Genomic DNA, 15,954 nt, shown 5'->3' with positions numbered 1-15,954 from the left:
CTCCGTCTCAGCGCTTGATCTTCGCGAGCGGCGAATCCGGCGGATACGTCGGCGTGATCGGCTTCGACGAACCGAGCATCACGCACATCAGCGCGTCTTCCTCGCCGATGTTGATTTCCGTGCGATACACGCCCGGCGGCACCGAGATCAGGTCGCGCTCGCCGAGGATCGCTTCCCAGGTCTCGCCGTCGCGCTCGCAGATCACCTTCATCTTGCCGCGCAGCACGAAGAAGATTTCCTCGACGTCGATGTGGATATGGCTCGGGCCGATGTTGCCGGCCGGAATCACCATCGTCGAGAACGTGAAGTTGCCGGCCGGCACCGTGTTGACGTCCTTCGCGACGCCCGTGCCGCCCGTGCCGACATAGCGCATCTGCGCACGGCGGTACTTCGGGTCGTAGTCGGCCTGGAACTTCAGCGCGTCCCAGTCGTAGCGCCGCGTCTCATAGCGCGCGACACGCCCTTCCATCCAGTCGCCGAAGCTTGCGTCTTCCGGCTGGTCCCACGACTTGCGTTCGAGATCTGCGTCCGCCATCGTCCTCTCCTTCATTCCGAGTGAAAACTTCAATTCAGTTCATTACGAAGCCGCCGTTCACCGGCAGCAGTTGGCCCGTCACGAAGCGCGCGCCGTCCGACAGCAGGAACAGCACGGGGCCCGTCACGTCCTCGGGCACCTGCGCACGCGTGAGCGCGCGGCCCTGCATGTAGAACGCGTGGCGTTCGGCCGGCACGTAGGCCGTCGCCTCGACTTCGGTGAGCCCCGGCGCGATCGCATTGACCGTCACGCCGTGCGCGCCGAACTCGCGGGCCTGCCCATGCGTCATCGCGATCACGGCGCCCTTGCTGGCGACGTACGCGAGCAGCTTCGGCGCGCCCCACAGCGCGGTGTCCGATGCGAGGTTCACGATCGCGCCGCGGCCCGACTTCGCGAGGTGCGGCAGCGCCGCATTGCTGACGAGCCACACGCCGCGCACGTTCACGTTCATCACGGCATCCCAGGTCGGCACGTCGAGTTCCGTCGACAGCTTGCCGCCCGAGTTCGTGATCGCCGCGTTGTTGATCAGTGCATCGACGCCACCGAGCGCCGCGGCGCCCTGCGCGACGAACGCGTCGACGCTCGCCGGATCGGCCAGGTCGAGCGTGAAGAAATGTGCGGCGTGGCCGGCTTGCGTGAGCTGCGCGGCCAGCGCGCGGCCCTCTTCGGCGAGCACGTCGCCGAACGCGACCTGCGCACCCGCTTCGACCAGCGCCTTCACGAAGGCGGCGCCGAGCCCGCGCGCGCCGCCCGTCACGAGCACGCGGCGCCCCGGCAGCGACACGACCGGTACGAACTCAGCCATGTGCGGGCTCCGCCGCGGCGTGCGCCGCGCGGTGCGCATCGAGCGCGGCCAGGTGTTCCTGCGCGCGTTGGCGCAGCATCCGGCGCACACGCGTGATGCCGACGTCGTGCTGGTACAGGTATTCGTGATCGCGTGCTTGCGGCGCGAGGCTTTCGAGGACGTAGCGGTCCTGCTCGAGCACGTCCCAGTGCAGGCCCTCGAGGCGGTTGCGGTACATGAAGCGCCACACGTCGCGCTGCCAGCCGCTGACCTTGCGGGTACGCCAGAAGTAGACCTGGCAGTGGTCGCCGTCGACCGGCGTCGCGAAGCCGATGATCCCGAAGTTGCCGCCCGGGCCGAACTTCTGCTTGTACGGAATCGCGAGGCGCATCCACAGGCAGCCGGTTTCGCCGAGCTCGACCCAGTCGAAGTTCACGTCGCGTTGGCCGACCTTCTCGAACATCAGGCCCGTTTCCGTCTTGCGCACGCGCATGTCGGCCTGCTTGTCGCCTTCGGCCATCGAGTGCGACGTCGCGTGCAGATACGCGCCGTGCATCGGGTCCATCACGTTGTCGATCGCGTACTGGTAATTGCACTTCCAGTTCGACACGCACAGGAAGTGGCCGTATTCGTCGGCGACCAGTTCTTCCGGCAGGTTCAGCGGTGCCGGCTCGCCGTGCGCTTCGTCGCCGAACCACAGGAAGATCGCGCCGGCCTTCTCTTCGACCGGATACGACTTCACGCACTTCGTGCCTTCGAGCGGGCAGTTCGACACGGCCGGCACACGGTTGACCGTGCCGCCGCCGTCGACTTCGATGCCGTGATACCAGCACGCGAGGTTGCCGCCGAGGTTCCAGCCGAGCGACAGGCGCGCGCCGCGGTGCGGGCAGCGATCTTCCAGCGCGTGGACTTTGCCTTCGTGATCGCGCCACAGCACGATCTGCTCGGACAGGCGCGTGAGGCCGACGGGCGCATTCGACACCTGCCAGCTCGGCGCGACGGGATACCAGTAGTTCTTGATGCCGCGATCGAGATAGTCGCGGACCGGGTCGTGTTGGACTTCGTGTTGTGCGGGGGACGTCATCAGTGTGCTCCGGATGCGGTTGTCGTCGGGTCGGCGGTCACGCGGCGCGCGTGCTCATTCCGCCAGCGAGGCCATTTCGGCGCGAAAGCGCTCGGCGGTCCACGCGGTGCCGTCCGGCGCGCGGAAGCCGATGCGGTTCAGGCCCGCGACGACATCGTCCAGCTCGGTCGCGCCGCTCTCGAACACGCGTTCGAGCGCATCGCCGAGGTCGTTCTCGTACTGGGTCGGCACGGCCTTGCGGTTCTGCCACACCTGGTTCTCGACCTGCCCCGGGATTTCGATCTGCCCCTTGCCCGCGACGTTGTTCGGCTGAGGCGCCACCCACGGCTTCAGGAAGGGATTGAAGTTGACGGTCGCTTCTTTCATGTCATTCCACCTTGATCTGGATTTCCTCACCGGCCAGGCGCACCGCGTACTGCTTCAGCGCGCGCCCGCCCGGGCCCTTCAGGCATTCGCCCGTCTTGATGTCGAACACGGCTTCGTGCAGCGGGCATTCGACCGTGCCTTCGTCGACGAAGCCCTGCGTCAGCAGCGCGTAGGCGTGCGGGCACACGTTCTCGAGCGCATATACCTCGTCGCCGACGCGGTAGATCCCGATTTCGACGCCGTCGGTCCGCTTGAACTCGATCGGCGTGTCTTCCGACAGCGCGCCGGCGTGCCCGGCACAAATCCATTGTTCAGACATCTCACACCCTTCCTTCTGATCGACTCTGGGTTCGCTCCGGATTTGTTCCATATCCGGAACAGCAGTTTATGGATGGTGATTATAGGAGCGACTTTCCACGAGTAAAACAAAAAGCTGCATGTCCTAGGGAAAACACTGACCGCGGAATCGGCGTGCGTCGCCGCACCCCTGGTCGGAGGGGGTTTTTTGTTTTGCAGCAGGGATTTAAGCGCTTTTTTCGGAACCCCCGCCCCCGTGTTGCGCGGTGGCGTCGGACGCATCCGTCCCGATAAATTTATTTTTGATCACCCACGCGACGCCCCTATACTCCATTCCATCAGAGGCACACTGTTCCTTATATGGAACATTCAAAATGCCCGCCCGGTGGTGAAGAACGCGCGATGGCCGGCCGTCCCCGCGTTTGCCGCCGCGGCACCTTTCATCAGGTTCGGAGAGTCAGGAGATCAAATGGTCAAGCATGCGGTAGCAGCAGCAGTCATCGGAATGGGCGTCATGTCGGGCGCGTGGGCGCAGAGCAGCGTGGTGCTGTACGGCAGCCTGGATGCCGGCGTCGCGTACGTGAACAACGTCGGCGGTCACGCGAAATGGGCGATGATCCAGGGCAATACGCAGCCCGACCGATGGGGCCTGAAAGGCAAGGAAGACCTCGGCGGCGGCCTGTCGGCGATCTTCCAGCTCGAAAACGGCTTCTATACGAACAATGGCCAGCTCGCGACCGCGAACACGCTGTGGAACCGCGCGGCGTTCGTCGGCCTCAGCTCGGATCGCTACGGCACGCTGACACTCGGCCGCCAGACGCCGCTGACGTTCGACTATCTCGATCCGCTCAGCACGGCCTACCTCGCGATGAGCTGGTATGCGTTCCACCCGGGCAACATCGACGGGCTCGCCGCAACCGGCAACGTGCCGTACAACAACTCGGTCAAGTACCGTTCGCCGGACTTCGCGGGCTTCTCGGCCGCCGCGACGATGGCGCTCGGCAACACGACGAACTTCTCGACCGGCAAGTCGGTCGGCGTCGCGCTGAACTACGCGAACGGGCCGTTCAAGGCGTCGGCCGTCTACTCGAACGAGCACGACCGCTCGATCCTGATCAGCCAGACGGGCATCGCATCCTTCCAGGGGCAGAACACCGCGAACGGCTACGTCGCGAACAAGGTCGAGAACATCGGCGCGGGCGCGTCGTACCGGTTCGGCGACTTCCTGCTGCACGGCCTCTACACGCGCGTGGAGATGCAGTCGAACGGCTACTCCGACACGTTCCAGAGCTACGACGCGGGCGTGAACTACCAGAGCAGCGCGTTCAACACGATCGCGGGCGGCGCGGCGACGACGACGCTGGCCGGCCGCCGCTGGACCCAGGTCGAGCTCGGCGACATCTACGCGCTGTCCAAGCGCACGCAGCTCTATGCGAACGTGCTGGTCGAACACGGCTCGGGCGGCGCGAACGCGTCGTTCTTCACGGCAGGCGTATCGAGCACCGCGAACCAGGTGATCGTGCTGACCGGCATTCACCACTCGTTCTGAACGATGCCGGGCACCGCGCCCGACGCCGGAAACGAAAAGAGCAGCCCGCGGGCTGCTCTTTTTCATGGGTTGTCGGCGAAACCGCGCGACGCGGCTCGCTCGACCGGTCAGAACATCGCGACGCGGTGGCGCGCATGCGCGAACGTCGGATCGCTTTCGAGCGGCCGGTAGTTCAGCCGCAGCGACAGGTCGACCGCCGCGCCGCACACCGCTTCCACGAGCCGTTCCTTCTCGCCGGTCTCGCCGATTTCCGAGCGCGGCACCGTCGCCGTGATCGCCGCGACGATCCCGCCCGAATGGTCGCGCACGGGCGCGGTCACGGCCGAGATCCCGCTTTCGAACGCGGCTTCACTGACCGCGTAGCCGAGCCGCGCGTAATGACGCACCCGTTCGTACAGCTCGTCGACGGTGCCCGGCGTGCGCTCGGTGAACTGTTCGAGGCGCTTTTCCGGGTAGAGCTGACGCAGCGCATCGCGCGTGAGGTCGCCCATCAGCACGTGGCCGTGCACCGTCGCATGCGCGGGCAGCCGCGTGCCGACGTGCACCTTCACCGAACCGAACATCGACGTGTTGCTCTGCGCCTTCGCGACGAATACGACATCGCGCTGGTCGCGGATCAGCAGGTGCGTCGACAGGCCCGTCGCGTCGCGCAGCCGTTCGAGCACGGGCGCACCGAGATCGGTCAGTTCGAGCGAATTCAGGTATTCGAAGCCGAGCCGCAGCACGCCGACGCCGAGCCGGAAATAGCGATCGCCGTTCACGCGTTCGAGAAAGCCGAGCGCTTCAAGCGTCTGCAGCAAACGGAAGGTCGTCGTGCGCGGAATGCCGATGCGCTTCGACAGTTCGGGCGCGCCGAGCACCGGCTCGCGCGCGGAGAATTCGGCGAGGATCCGCAACCCGCGCTCGAGGCCCGGCACCAGATACGACGACCCGCCGCCGGACGACTCGTCGTCGCCCGCGGCCTGCTTGGACGCGTCTTGGCTGGCGTCGTCGCTGGCTGTCGCGCGCGGCGCGCTGGCCGGCTTCGCCGGCGGTTTCGGGGCACCGCTCATCGTTGAATTGACCCTGTGCACATGGACGGAATGAAAGCGTTCACGAAAGTCCCGCAATGCTTGATTATGGATTTTCGACCGGACCGGATCAACACGATCCGGCGCGGACAGCCGACGGCCCGGTGCAGCCGACCGGCCAGCCGGACTGTCATATAGCCTGATGCGATCGGAAGGATAACAGCGATAGACGGGGCTGCCCATCGGAACGTCGCCCCAGGGCGGCGGCGGTCTGCGGCAATGCGCGACGCACATTGCGCCGATACGCGTGCATCCGGTGCGGGATAGCGCACCGCGTCGCTGCGGTCGATGGACGAACGGAAAACCTGCGGGAAAAACATGCGGAAACGAACGTTCGCGCCGAGCCGCGAACGGGATCGGCGCGCTACGGCGTCAGGCCGTCACGGCGTCGTCATATTCGGCGCGGGCAAGCTGGCCGGCGGCGTACGCCTCCGCTTCGCCCCGGAAGCCGTCCGTGCTGAATGCGACGACCTTCACACCGACGCCGGACGCACGCGTCACCGTCAGCGCCCATTGCCATCCACCGTCTTGTTCAAAGACGTGCAGCGAGGGTTCGAAGGATGAGTCCAGTACGGTCACGGGTTGTGCTCCTGCCCTGTGCGCCGCATCGGCGACGCTCGGACATGTCAAAAAAGATGCGCCGGCTGGCGGCGCGTTTCAGCCATTCGCTAGTCTAGTCAATAAATGTTGCGACGCACCATCAGGGCTTTCACCTGCCTATTGGAACCAGGCGGTCGATCGAAACTACCCGAAACCCTTGTGCGACAAGCCTCTCGGACACATGGCCGGCGGCTGGTGCGTCACTCGTGCGGCAACGTGCCGCATGGACGCGCACGCATCCGTATTTACGGGAAAACGGGGCGTGATCCGACCCGACCGAAGCCCGACGCCCGGCACGGGGCGCGGCTCACCCCGCCGCGATCACGCGCCGGAACGTCAGGTTGACGCGCTCGCCCTGCACGGCCGGCGCCTTCGGCACGCGGTGCTGCCATTCGGCCTGCGTGCGGCCGCGCATCACCAGCAGGCTGCCATGCGTCAGCCGGTACGCATGCACGGCGCCGGTCGCACGATGGCGCAAGTCGAACACGCGCATCGCGCCGAGGCTCACCGACGCGATCACCGGCGCGTCGCCGAGCTCCGGCTCGTTGTCCGCATGCCAGCCGAGGCCGTCCTGCCCGTTGCGGTAGCGATTGAGCAGCACGCTGTTGAAACCCGCGCCGCAGGTCGCCTCGACCGCACGCTTCAGGTCGAGCACGGCCGGCGTCCACGGCGCAGGCACGTTGCGGATCCCCGAATACACGTAGACGGCATCGGGCTCGCCCTGCCACGCGGTGAGCCGCGGCAGCGGAATGCGGCCGCGCGGCGTGCGGATCGTGTCCTGCCGCCACGCGACCTCGTCGAGCAGCGCGGCCAGCATGCGATCGGCGTCGGCCGGCGCGAGCCAGTCCGGGTACCAGTCCACGTCGGGCACGGGTGTATCGGCGAAAAGATCGGGCGTCGACATGTCGGGATCAGGCAGGGAATGAACGGTGCAAACGAACCATGTCTGCATGGTAGCCAACGGCGACGCGCGCCGCCATGCGCTGTCATTCCGGCGCGTGACACGCCCGCGCGTGCGTTCGGCCCCGATGCGTGCCCGATGCCGGGCTTCGACGCCGCGAAGGTCGATGCCGAATTCTTCGCCGGCACCGCGACCCGCGCCAACTTCCTCGTGAATCTGGGCTACGGCGGCCCGGCGGGCCGGTTCCCCCGCAGCCCGCGCTTCGATTTCGACGATATCGCGTGCATCGTCTGACGCGCGCTACCGGCCGCGCGCCAGACGGATCAGCGTGATCTCGGACGGTACGCCGAAGCGGTTCGGCGGCCCCCAGTAACCGGTGCCGCGGCTGGTATAGAGCCACATCGCGCCGAACCGGTTCAGCCCGCCGATCACCGGCTGCTGCAGGCGCACGAACGGCGGCCACGGCAGGAACTGGCCGCCGTGCGTATGGCCCGACAGCTGGATCGTGAAGCCGGCCCGGTTCGCCGCTTCCGCGCTGCGCGGCTGGTGCGCCAGCAGGATCTTCGTCGCGACATCGTGCGGCGCACCCGCGAGCGCCTGCTCGGGGTCGCTGCGATGCGCGGGATCGAACCCGCCCGCCGTGAAATCGGTGACGCCCGCGAGCACCGCGCGCGCACCGTCGTGCTCGATCAGCACGTGTTCATTGAGCAGCACCTTCAACCCGATGCGCCGGAACTCGTCGATCCACGCATGCGCGCCGGCGTAGTACTCGTGGTTGCCCGTCACGAGGAAGCTGCCGTGGCGCGACTGCATGCGCCCGAGCGGCGCCGTGTGTTCGCGCAGCCGCTTGACCGAACCATCGACCACGTCGCCCGTCACGACGACGAGATCCGCATTCAGCGCATTGACCGCCCGCACGATCCGCTCGATATAAGGCCGCTTGATCGTCGGCCCGACGTGAATGTCCGACAGCTGCACGATCGTCATCCCGTCGAGCGCCGCCGGCAGCCCGTCGACCGGAATCGACACGCGCTTGACCGCCGCGGTGCGGCGCGCACCGACGAAACCGATCGCGCTGACCAGCACCGCACCCGCCAGCACGGCGAGCGCCGTGTCGGATGCCGCGCCGCGCCAGGCGCCGTCATGCCCGAGATACCGCCACGCGACCACGCCGAGCAGCACCGGTTCGCGCAGGAAAGTCAGCGCGAGCAACGACGAGAAGAACCCCATCACGATCGAGCCGACCCAGCCGACCAGCGTCGCGGCCCAGCCTTCGTCGAAGCGCCGCGAGAACATCCCGACCGGGATCAGCACGACGAAGCTCGCCAGCACCAGCGCCGCGATCGTGCGCGCGAGCGGCGACGCAAACGCGTCGGGAATGATCCGCAGCCCGACATACAGATGGAACAGCACGCCGATTGCAATGAACCGGACAAAGAAACTTCGCATGGAACGCTCGTCCTCGTAGCGATACCGCTTCCGCGCGGCGCGGCGAACGGCGCCGTGACATCGCGTGTCGACGGGCTGCGCGCCGCGCGGCGCACCTACGCAGGATGGTACACAGATACCGGTTGACACGATGGGCGGCGCCACCGGCAGCACCGGGCGGCTTCGTCCGGTGGCGAGCGTCGACGCATCGGCCGGCAGCACCATCCCGGTGCGATGCCACCGCAAGACGGCCGCGCCGCACCGAATGCAGGCGTCAATCGCATCGGCCGGCCCTACCGCCCGGATTCCCTGGCGTTGATGCGGCAATCCGGCATTCACGCAGCCATTCCGCCGCCTTGGCGAACCAACGCCGTTGCCCCGGTATCGTCTGACGATCCTTTACAGTCCGTTAGCAACCCTACACGAGCATTCGCCGGCAAAATCCCGGGCCCGCCGCACGGCTGGCGGTCTGCATCGTGCTGATTTATCATCGGCTCCGTATCACGGCATCGTCGTCGCGGCGACGATGCGCATTGCGCCGCGCCCGGCATCCACCCCAAACGTCGAGCTCGCCACACCATGAGAAAAACAACGCCGCGCGCGCCCCTGCGCGTTGCCGCCGCTCTGGCGCCCGCCCTGCCGCTCGCGGGCTGCACCTCGCGCGGCGCACCGTCGTACGTGCTGTTCGGCGCGTATTTCCCGCTGTGGCTCGTCAGTGCGATCGTCGGCATCGCCGGCGCGATCGTGGCGCACCGCGTGTTCGTCGCGACCGGCTGGGCCGCCACGGTGCCCTACCAGCTCGCCGTATGCACGGCGATCGGCCTCGTGGTCGCGGTCATCGTCTGGCTCACCGGCACGGGGCCGTTCGCATGAAGGCCGCCGGCGTCACCCGCCCCTCGACGAAAGGCCGCGTGATCGCGCTCGCGATCGTCGCGCTCGGCATCGCGGCGCTCGCGTATGCATATCACCGCACGACGGCCTATCCGTCCACCGACGACGCGTCGATCGACGCGGACGTCGTACACGTCGCGTCGCCCGTCGGCGGGCGCATCGTGCAGCTCGCGGTGCACGAGAACCAGCGCGTCGCGAAAGGCGACCTGCTGTACGAAATCGATCCCGTGCCGTATCGCTTGACGGTCGCGCAGGCGCAGGCCGATCTCGAACTCGCGCGCGCGTCGCTCGACACGCGCCATCGGTCGCTGATCGGCGAGCGCTCGAATGCGGCGGTCGCCGCCGAGCAGGTCAAGCGCGCAACGCAAAACCACGATCTCACGACGCGCGACGTGAACCGGCTCGCGCCGCTCGCCGCGCAAGGCTACGTCAGCGCGCAGCAGTTCGACCAGGCGAAGGTCCGCCAGCGCGACGCGGCCGTATCGCTCGCGCAGGCGCAGGAACAACAGCGCGCATCGGCACAGACGATCGGCGACGACGCCGACGCGATCGCGACGCTCCACGCGCGCGAAGCCGCACTCGCCCGCGCGCAGCATGCCCTCGACGATACGGTCGTGCGCGCGCCGCACGACGGGCTCGTGACCGGGCTGACCGTGCTCGCCGGCGAAACCCTCGCGCCGAACCAGTCGATCTTCACGCTGATCGACGCGAGCGAATGGTTCGCCGTCGGCAATTTCCGCGAAACGTCGCTGAACCGCATCGCAGTCGGCGATTGCGCGACCGTCTATTCGATGATCGACCGCAGCCGCCCGCTGACGGGCAAGGTCGTCGGCATCGGCGCGGGCATCTCGGACAGCGATCGCATCAACCTGCCGCGCGCGCTGCCGATCGTGCAGCGCTCGGTGAACTGGGTGCACGTCGCGCAGCGCTTTCCGGTGCGCGTGAAGCTCGACGAACCCGACGGCAAGCTCGTGCGTGTCGGCGCGAGCGCGATCGTCGAGGTCCGGCATGGCTCAGCCTGCCGCTGAGGTTCGGTCGCCGGGCCCGCGCGAAGTCCTGCGACTGCTCGCGCCGTTTCCGGGACGCACCGCGATGGCCGTGCGGGTCGCGCTGATCTGCGCGCTGACCGTGCTCGTGACGAGCATGTACGGTACGCCCGAGGCGGCGCTGTCCGCCTACGTCGTGTTCTTCATGATCCGCGCCGACCGCGTGACGAGCGTCGTGCTCGCCGCGGCGCTGCTGCTGATCGTCACGATCGTGATCGGGCTGGTGCTCGGCATCGCGATCTTCAGCATCGACTATTCGATCCTGCGGGTCGCGTGCATGGCCGTGCTGTCGGTCGGGCTGCTGTACCTGACGTCGGCCAGCAAGCTGCGCCCCGTGGGCGCGATCCTCGCGATGATCGTCGGCTTCGGGCTCGACCAGCTCGGCCTCGCGCCGTTCGGCGAAGCCGCGACGCGCGCGCTGCTCTATATCTGGCTGACGGTCGCGATCCCGGTCGGCGTCGCGATCGTCGTCAACCTGCTGATCGCGCCGTCGCCGCGCCGGCTCATGCTCGCGCAGCTCGCGAAGCGGCTGCGACTTGCCGCGCTGCGACTGTGCGGCGACGACGACACGCGCGGCGCGTTCGACGCAAGCCTGCGCGAAGGCGACAAGCAGTTGCTGACGTGGCTCAAGCTGTCGAAACTCGAAGGCTCGTCGAGCGTGGCCGACGTCGCGGCGCTGCGACAGGCCATCGCATCGAGCACCGCGTTGATGGTCGGCGTCGCGCTGGCCGATCGCGAACCGGACGCGCGACTGCCCGCCGCGTTCGCGACACCGATCGCGGCCACGCTCGACGAGATGGCGGCCATTCTCGAGCGCGGCGGCTATCCGGTCGACGTGACGCTCACGCTGCCGCCGGCCGATGCACTGCCGCCACTCGCGCGCATCGCCGCGGCGGATCTCCATAGCGCGATCACGCGCTTCGCGGAACCGGGCCAGGTGGCCGATGCGGCAGCACCGGCGCCGGCCCACCCCGTCGACACGTCCGCTGCCGCCCGCCCCAAACCTGCCGCATCGCCCGCACCCGCGCCGCGCGGCGGCTTCTTCCTGCCGGATGCGCGCAGCAACCCCGACCACATCCGCTATGCGTTGAAGACGACCGCCGCGGCGATCTTCTGCTATCTGCTGTATTCGCAGCTCGACTGGTCGGGCATCCATACGTGCGTCGTCACCTGCTATATCGTGTCGCTCGGCTCAACGGCCGAGACGGTCGAGAAGCTCACGCTGCGGATCGTCGGCTGCATCGCCGGCGCGCTGCTCGGCACCGCGGCGCTCGTGTTCGTCGTCCCGGCGCTGTCGTCGGTGGGACAGTTGATGGCGCTGGTGTTCGCCGGCGCGTGGCTGTCCGCGTGGGTCGCGTTCGGCTCGCCGCGCATCGGATATGCCGGCTTCCAGATCGCGTTCGCATTCTTCCTGTGCGTGATCCAGGGCGCCGGCCCCGGCTTCGACCTGACGATCGCGCGCGATCGCACGATCGGCATCCTGCTCGGCAACGTCGTCGTGTATCTCGTCTTCACGCGCATCTGGCCCGTGAGCATCGGCAAGCAGATCGACATCGCACTTTCCACGTTGCTCGAGCAGTGGCGCCGCGTCGTGCAGATCGCGCAGCCGTCCGAACGCCGCACGCTCGCCGCCGAAGCCTTCGCGCGCCACGGCGCGATCGCGCAGGAGCTCGGCCTCGTCCACTACGAGCCGTCGTGGGTACGGCCGGCCGCCACGTGGCTCGCCACCCGGCGACGCGCGCTCGCGGAACTCGGTGCGCTCGAAGGCCCGCTGTTCCTGCTCGCCGAGCGCACGCCGGGCGACGCGGCGATCGTCGCGCGGCTCGCACGCGTCGCCGCGTTGCGCGACGACGACCCGGCTGCCGACGCCGCTACGCCCGCACCCTCGTCATCGACCGCGGGCGTCACTGCCGTGCCGGCCCCGCCGCCGGCCGCCACCCCCGCCGACCCTGCACGCGACGCGCTGCTGAACCTGATCGACACGCGGCTCGCGCACATCGCCGACGCCGCCCGTCGAGCCACCTCGAAGGAGCCCGCCCCTCATGCGCGTACCTGAACCGCCGGCCGCGTCGCTCGCCGCCGCCGCGCTCGCGACTGCCGTCGCGCTGACCGGTTGCGCGACGTCGTCGATCGACCTGGCGCCGGAAGCGCCCGACCGTCCGTGGCAGCCGCAGACGTCGGCCGCCGGCGACATCGTGCCGGCGCCGCCGCAGGCATCCGCATCACGCGCACCGCACGACTACACGCTGCCTGCCTCGCCCGCGCTCGCGTCGGTCCCGCCGCCCGCCGCGCTCGATGCGGCGCATCCGTACACCCTGCCCGAGCTGATCGATCTCGCCGAAACGACGAACCCGCTGACCCGCATCGCGTGGAACGACGCGCGCAACGCGGCGCTCGCGGTCGGCATCGCGAAGGCCGCGTACCTGCCGAACCTGTCCGCGACGGCAATGGGCGCGTACCAGACGAGCCACGGGTCGACCTCGACGATTCTCGGCGACGCGTCGAGCAACTCGACCGTGCACGGCACGATTTCAGCGTTGTCACTGCAATGGCTGCTGTTCGATTTCGGCGGTCGCGCGGCCCGCGTCGAGGCAGCCGAACAGGCGTCGGTCGCGTCGAACGTCGCGTTCACGGCCGTGCACCAGCAGGTGATCCACGACGTGACCGTCGCGTACTACCGCTACGAAGCCGCCCGCTCGCGCGCGGCCAGCGCGCAGCAGGGCCTCGTGAACGCGGACGCGATCCTCGCGGCGTCCCGCGCGCGGCTGAAGCATGGCGTCGGCACGGTCGTCGAGCTTGCGCAGGCGACGCAGAACCGCGCGCAGGCGAATCTCGCACTCGTGCAGGCGAACGGTGCGCAAAGCGACAGCTACCTCGCACTGGTTGCCGCGCTCGGCATCTCGCCGCTGTCGAAGCCGTCGATCGCGGCGCTGCCGAAGCGGCCGCTGCCGCCCGCGCTCGCGTCGTCGGTGGACGCGATCGTGTCGGACGCGATCGCGCGCCGCCCCGACCTGCAGGGCGCGTATGCGCTCGAGCAGGCCAATCGCGCGAAAATCAAGGCCGCGGAAGCCGCATTCATGCCGAAGATCTTCCTGTCCGCGTCGACGTCGTATGCAAGCGGCGGCACGGCCATCTCCGCGCTGCCGGCGATCGGCGACCAGGCGCCGACCGTCAACCTGAACGGCAGCCGCTACGGCGGCGGTGTGTTCCTCGGCGTGACGATCCCGCTGTACGACGGCGGCCTGCGCTCGGCCGTGCTGATGCAGGCGCGCAACGACGCGCAGAGCGCGTCCGCGCGGCTCACGCGGACCAAGGAGGAAGCCGTCCGCCAGGTCGTCGCCGCGCAGAACGCGGTGCAGACGAGCCTCGCGTCGCACGACGCGGCCAAGGCGCTCGTCGACGCCGCGCAGACCAGCTACGACGCGGCGCTGACCGCGTACCGCAACGGCGTCGGCTCGGTCACCGATGCGACGATCGCGCAAAGCCAGCTGCTCGCGGCGCGCAACGCGGAGGTCGACAGCTACGCCGGCGCGCTGTCCGCCGCCGCCGCGCTGGCGCTCGCGACAGGCACGATCGGTTCGTCGCAGTGACGCTGCCGGCCGTGCCCGGCCGGCAGCCAAACTCGTTGACGCCAGTGCGCGCGGCCCACTAGAATGCCGCCCATTCTCCCTTCAGGAACCATCGTGGACAGTTGCAGCACTCCGTTGCGTGCGCCGCTTGCCGCCTGAACGCCTGTCCGACGCAGTTCTCCTGCCCGGCTCGCGTTCCGCGAGCCCGCACGCCACCCGTTTCACACTGAACGACGCATTCGCGCGCTACAGTCGTGCGCGATGACCACCATCGTGTCGCCTTCGGCATTGCGCCGTCGCGACCCGGACCGGCATGCACGCCTTGCACGGCAGGACAACCATGACTTTCGATTTCGCACTTCGTCTTTTCACCGCGTTCGCCTGCGGCGTCGCAATCGGCCTCGAGCGCCAGATGCGCCAACGCACGGCGGGCCTGCGCACGATCACGCTCGTCGCGAGCGGCGCGTGCCTGTTCGTCACGCTCGGCGTGCTGACCGGCAACGGCGTAGCCGGCGTCACGCAGATTGCCGCGTACGTCGTGTCCGGCGTCGGCTTTCTCGGCGGCGGCGTGATCATGCGCGACAAGGGTTCGATCCAGGGCATCAATACGGCCGCGACGCTGTGGTGCTCGGCCGCCGTCGGCGTGCTGTCGGGTTCCGGCCATTACGTGCCGGCACTCGCCGGCACCGGCGTCGTGCTGCTCACCAATACGGTGCTGCGCGGCGTCAGCCAGGCAATCAATGCGACGCCCGTGTCGAACGCCGATCTCGTGCGCGAGTACCAGATCACCGTGATATGCCTGACCGCCGACGAAGTGCACATCCGCACGCTGTTGTCGAATTCGATGTACGCGAAACCGCTGTCGTTCCAGAGCCTGACGAGCGAGGACGTGCCCGATCAGCCCGATCGGCTGAAGGTGACGGCGACGCTGAAGCTGCATCCGAAGGATCAGCAGAAGCTCGAGCAGATCGCGAGCCGGATGAGCATGGAGAAGAGCATTTCCAGCGTGAGCTGGACCGCGAAGGAAGCGGAACCGCTGATGGAATGAGCGGCGGCGGGCGGCGCAGCGTGACCGCCCCACCACCGGCGCCCGGTCAGGGCGTCTCGATGAGCCCGGCCGAAATCGCCTTGACCACTGCCTGAACCTTGTTGGTCGCGCCGAGCTTCTCGAGGATGTTGTTGACGTGGAAGTTGACCGTGCGCTCCGAGATGCCGAGGATCTGGCCGATCTCGCACGCGGTCTTGCCTTCGGCCGTCCAGCACAGCACCTCGCGCTCGCGCGCGGTCAGCGTGACGCCCGCCTCGGGCGACAGCTTCGGCACCATGAAACGGCTCATCAGCGAATGCGACAGGTTCGCGAGCCAGTTCGTCTGCAGCGTCAGCATGTTGATCTCGGCAGGTGTCAGCCGGTCGGCATGACGCGCGATGCTCAGCAGCCCGAACGCGCCGCGCGCCGCCCAGCTCGACTGCGCGACGCCGACCGACAACCCGAACTCGCGCGCGTCCTGCCAGAGCGGACACGGGTCGATCTGGTCGACGTCCGGCCAGACGATCATGTTGGTGCTCTGCGCGCCGTCGCGAACCGTCGAGTCGATCTCGATGTAGTTCTGCGCGTGGTAGTGCGCCATCCAGCCGTCGGGATAAGTGTTAAAGATTGCAACCGCCGGCTTCGATACGGGCAGCGGCACGCGAATGCCGTAACAGCAATATTCGAAGCCCAGGCGTTTAGAATAAGCGGCGATCTGCTGGAAGAGCTGCTGCTCGTCTTCCGCGGCGCTAAATTGTTGGTAGGCATCCTGCCAGCGCAATTCCATTCTTTCTCCGACAACGTCAC

General features: G+C 68.0%; 16 protein-coding genes and 1 pseudogene. 7 read left to right on the top strand and 10 right to left on the bottom strand.

The features are described from left to right. Positions 1–7: 7 nt before the first annotated feature. From BX604_RS16565 to BX604_RS16545, 5 genes are read right to left on the bottom strand one after another with little or no spacing between them, the layout of a single operon-like run. Complete coding sequence (locus BX604_RS16565) at positions 8–535, bottom strand: cupin domain-containing protein (protein ID WP_014898928.1); 528 nt, start codon at positions 533–535, stop codon at positions 8–10. A gap of 34 nt (positions 536–569) precedes the next feature. Beyond that, positions 570–1,340 carry an SDR family oxidoreductase gene (locus BX604_RS16560; RefSeq protein ID WP_098552922.1) on the bottom strand — a complete coding sequence of 257 codons (771 nt, stop codon included), beginning with the start codon at positions 1,338–1,340 and terminating at the stop codon, positions 570–572. Beyond that, positions 1,333–2,403, bottom strand: a complete 1,071-nt coding sequence (locus BX604_RS16555) for an aromatic ring-hydroxylating dioxygenase subunit alpha (RefSeq protein WP_098551737.1) — start codon at positions 2,401–2,403, stop codon at positions 1,333–1,335. Before BX604_RS16555 ends, BX604_RS16560 begins: the two co-directional genes overlap by 8 nt. Before the next feature lie 54 nt (positions 2,404–2,457). Then, a complete protein-coding gene (locus BX604_RS16550; RefSeq protein WP_098551736.1) occupies positions 2,458–2,769 on the bottom strand; it encodes a recombinase-like helix-turn-helix domain-containing protein in 312 nt (103 codons plus the stop codon). Position 2,770: 1 nt separating this feature from the next. Next, positions 2,771–3,088 carry a non-heme iron oxygenase ferredoxin subunit gene (locus BX604_RS16545; protein WP_014898924.1) on the bottom strand — a complete coding sequence of 106 codons (318 nt, stop codon included), beginning with the start codon at positions 3,086–3,088 and terminating at the stop codon, positions 2,771–2,773. A gap of 447 nt (positions 3,089–3,535) precedes the next feature. Here BX604_RS16545 and BX604_RS16540 point away from each other — a divergent pair, with 447 nt between their 5' ends. Next, a complete protein-coding gene (locus BX604_RS16540) occupies positions 3,536–4,615 on the top strand; it encodes a porin (protein ID WP_098551735.1) in 1,080 nt (359 codons plus the stop codon). A 107-nt stretch (positions 4,616–4,722) separates the two neighbouring features. Here the strand turns inward: BX604_RS16540 and BX604_RS16535 are convergent, their stop codons facing one another. The 3 genes from BX604_RS16535 to BX604_RS16525 all read right to left on the bottom strand — a co-directional run bounded on the left by BX604_RS16535 (position 4,723) and on the right by BX604_RS16525 (position 7,189). Next, positions 4,723–5,667: an IclR family transcriptional regulator gene (locus tag BX604_RS16535; protein WP_098551734.1), complete on the bottom strand. Its 945-nt coding sequence runs from the start codon at positions 5,665–5,667 to the stop codon at positions 4,723–4,725. Between the two features lie 390 nt (positions 5,668–6,057). Further along, positions 6,058–6,264, bottom strand: coding sequence for a hypothetical protein (locus tag BX604_RS16530; protein WP_098551733.1), 207 nt, complete (start codon positions 6,262–6,264; stop codon positions 6,058–6,060). Positions 6,265–6,592: 328 nt separating this feature from the next. Continuing rightward, on the bottom strand, positions 6,593–7,189 hold the full coding sequence (locus BX604_RS16525; RefSeq protein WP_098551732.1) for an alpha-ketoglutarate-dependent dioxygenase AlkB family protein: 597 nt from the start codon (positions 7,187–7,189) through the stop codon (positions 6,593–6,595). A 105-nt stretch (positions 7,190–7,294) separates the two neighbouring features. Between BX604_RS16525 and BX604_RS16520 the strand changes: the two are divergent. Further along, positions 7,295–7,480: pseudogene (locus tag BX604_RS16520) on the top strand (malonic semialdehyde reductase); the annotation flags it as partial. 6 nt (positions 7,481–7,486) lie between these two features. On the opposite strand, the gene BX604_RS16515 reads toward BX604_RS16520, so the two are convergent. After that, a complete protein-coding gene (locus BX604_RS16515) occupies positions 7,487–8,635 on the bottom strand; it encodes a metallophosphoesterase (RefSeq protein ID WP_098552921.1) in 1,149 nt (382 codons plus the stop codon). A 558-nt stretch (positions 8,636–9,193) separates the two neighbouring features. Here BX604_RS16515 and BX604_RS16505 point away from each other — a divergent pair. The 5 genes from BX604_RS16505 to BX604_RS16480 all read left to right on the top strand — a co-directional run bounded on the left by BX604_RS16505 (position 9,194) and on the right by BX604_RS16480 (position 15,168). Further along, on the top strand, positions 9,194–9,487 hold the full coding sequence (locus BX604_RS16505; protein ID WP_098551730.1) for a hypothetical protein: 294 nt from the start codon (positions 9,194–9,196) through the stop codon (positions 9,485–9,487). Further along, on the top strand, positions 9,484–10,533 hold the full coding sequence (mdtN, locus tag BX604_RS16500; RefSeq protein WP_098551729.1) for a multidrug transporter subunit MdtN: 1,050 nt from the start codon (positions 9,484–9,486) through the stop codon (positions 10,531–10,533). Before BX604_RS16505 ends, mdtN begins: the two co-directional genes overlap by 4 nt. Continuing rightward, positions 10,514–12,607: an FUSC family protein gene (locus tag BX604_RS16495; RefSeq protein ID WP_098551728.1), complete on the top strand. Its 2,094-nt coding sequence runs from the start codon at positions 10,514–10,516 to the stop codon at positions 12,605–12,607. Before mdtN ends, BX604_RS16495 begins: the two co-directional genes overlap by 20 nt. Continuing rightward, positions 12,594–14,141 (top strand): TolC family protein, encoded by a 1,548-nt coding sequence (locus BX604_RS16490; protein ID WP_098551727.1) that lies wholly within the window; start codon positions 12,594–12,596, stop codon positions 14,139–14,141. The genes BX604_RS16495 and BX604_RS16490 overlap by 14 nt, the downstream gene beginning before the upstream one ends. Before the next feature lie 319 nt (positions 14,142–14,460). Continuing rightward, the gene (locus BX604_RS16480) at positions 14,461–15,168 is read left to right on the top strand and encodes an MgtC/SapB family protein (RefSeq protein ID WP_098551726.1); all 708 of its coding nucleotides are present in this window, start codon (positions 14,461–14,463) and stop codon (positions 15,166–15,168) included. A gap of 46 nt (positions 15,169–15,214) precedes the next feature. Here BX604_RS16480 and BX604_RS16475 read toward each other — a convergent pair whose 3' ends face one another. Continuing rightward, entirely contained in the window at positions 15,215–15,934 is a 720-nt protein-coding gene (locus BX604_RS16475) for an autoinducer binding domain-containing protein (protein ID WP_098551725.1), read from the bottom strand. Positions 15,935–15,954: the final 20 nt, after the last annotated feature.

The sequence above is a fragment of the Burkholderia sp. JKS000303 genome (assembly GCF_002563755.1).
Classification (GTDB): Bacteria; Pseudomonadota; Gammaproteobacteria; order Burkholderiales; family Burkholderiaceae; genus Burkholderia; species Burkholderia anthina_B.
This window is presented reverse-complemented; position numbering and strand designations above follow the sequence as displayed.

What these genes read in the sequence shown, in the direction of transcription:
- BX604_RS16565 (WP_014898928.1), bottom strand. Translation starts at nt 535, where the DNA reads ATGGCGGACGCAGATCTCGAACGCAAGTCGTGGGACCAGCCGGAAGAC.
- BX604_RS16560 (WP_098552922.1), bottom strand. Translation starts at nt 1,340, where the DNA reads ATGGCTGAGTTCGTACCGGTCGTGTCGCTGCCGGGGCGCCGCGTGCTC.
- BX604_RS16555 (WP_098551737.1), bottom strand. Translation starts at nt 2,403, where the DNA reads ATGACGTCCCCCGCACAACACGAAGTCCAACACGACCCGGTCCGCGAC.
- BX604_RS16550 (WP_098551736.1), bottom strand. Translation starts at nt 2,769, where the DNA reads ATGAAAGAAGCGACCGTCAACTTCAATCCCTTCCTGAAGCCGTGGGTG.
- BX604_RS16545 (WP_014898924.1), bottom strand. Translation starts at nt 3,088, where the DNA reads ATGTCTGAACAATGGATTTGTGCCGGGCACGCCGGCGCGCTGTCGGAA.
- BX604_RS16540 (WP_098551735.1), top strand. Translation starts at nt 3,536, where the DNA reads ATGGTCAAGCATGCGGTAGCAGCAGCAGTCATCGGAATGGGCGTCATG.
- BX604_RS16535 (WP_098551734.1), bottom strand. Translation starts at nt 5,667, where the DNA reads ATGAGCGGTGCCCCGAAACCGCCGGCGAAGCCGGCCAGCGCGCCGCGC.
- BX604_RS16525 (WP_098551732.1), bottom strand. Translation starts at nt 7,189, where the DNA reads ATGTCGACGCCCGATCTTTTCGCCGATACACCCGTGCCCGACGTGGAC.
- BX604_RS16515 (WP_098552921.1), bottom strand. Translation starts at nt 8,635, where the DNA reads ATGCGAAGTTTCTTTGTCCGGTTCATTGCAATCGGCGTGCTGTTCCAT.
- BX604_RS16505 (WP_098551730.1), top strand. Translation starts at nt 9,194, where the DNA reads ATGAGAAAAACAACGCCGCGCGCGCCCCTGCGCGTTGCCGCCGCTCTG.
- mdtN (WP_098551729.1), top strand. Translation starts at nt 9,484, where the DNA reads ATGAAGGCCGCCGGCGTCACCCGCCCCTCGACGAAAGGCCGCGTGATC.
- BX604_RS16495 (WP_098551728.1), top strand. Translation starts at nt 10,514, where the DNA reads ATGGCTCAGCCTGCCGCTGAGGTTCGGTCGCCGGGCCCGCGCGAAGTC.
- BX604_RS16490 (WP_098551727.1), top strand. Translation starts at nt 12,594, where the DNA reads ATGCGCGTACCTGAACCGCCGGCCGCGTCGCTCGCCGCCGCCGCGCTC.
- BX604_RS16480 (WP_098551726.1), top strand. Translation starts at nt 14,461, where the DNA reads ATGACTTTCGATTTCGCACTTCGTCTTTTCACCGCGTTCGCCTGCGGC.
- BX604_RS16475 (WP_098551725.1), bottom strand. Translation starts at nt 15,934, where the DNA reads ATGGAATTGCGCTGGCAGGATGCCTACCAACAATTTAGCGCCGCGGAA.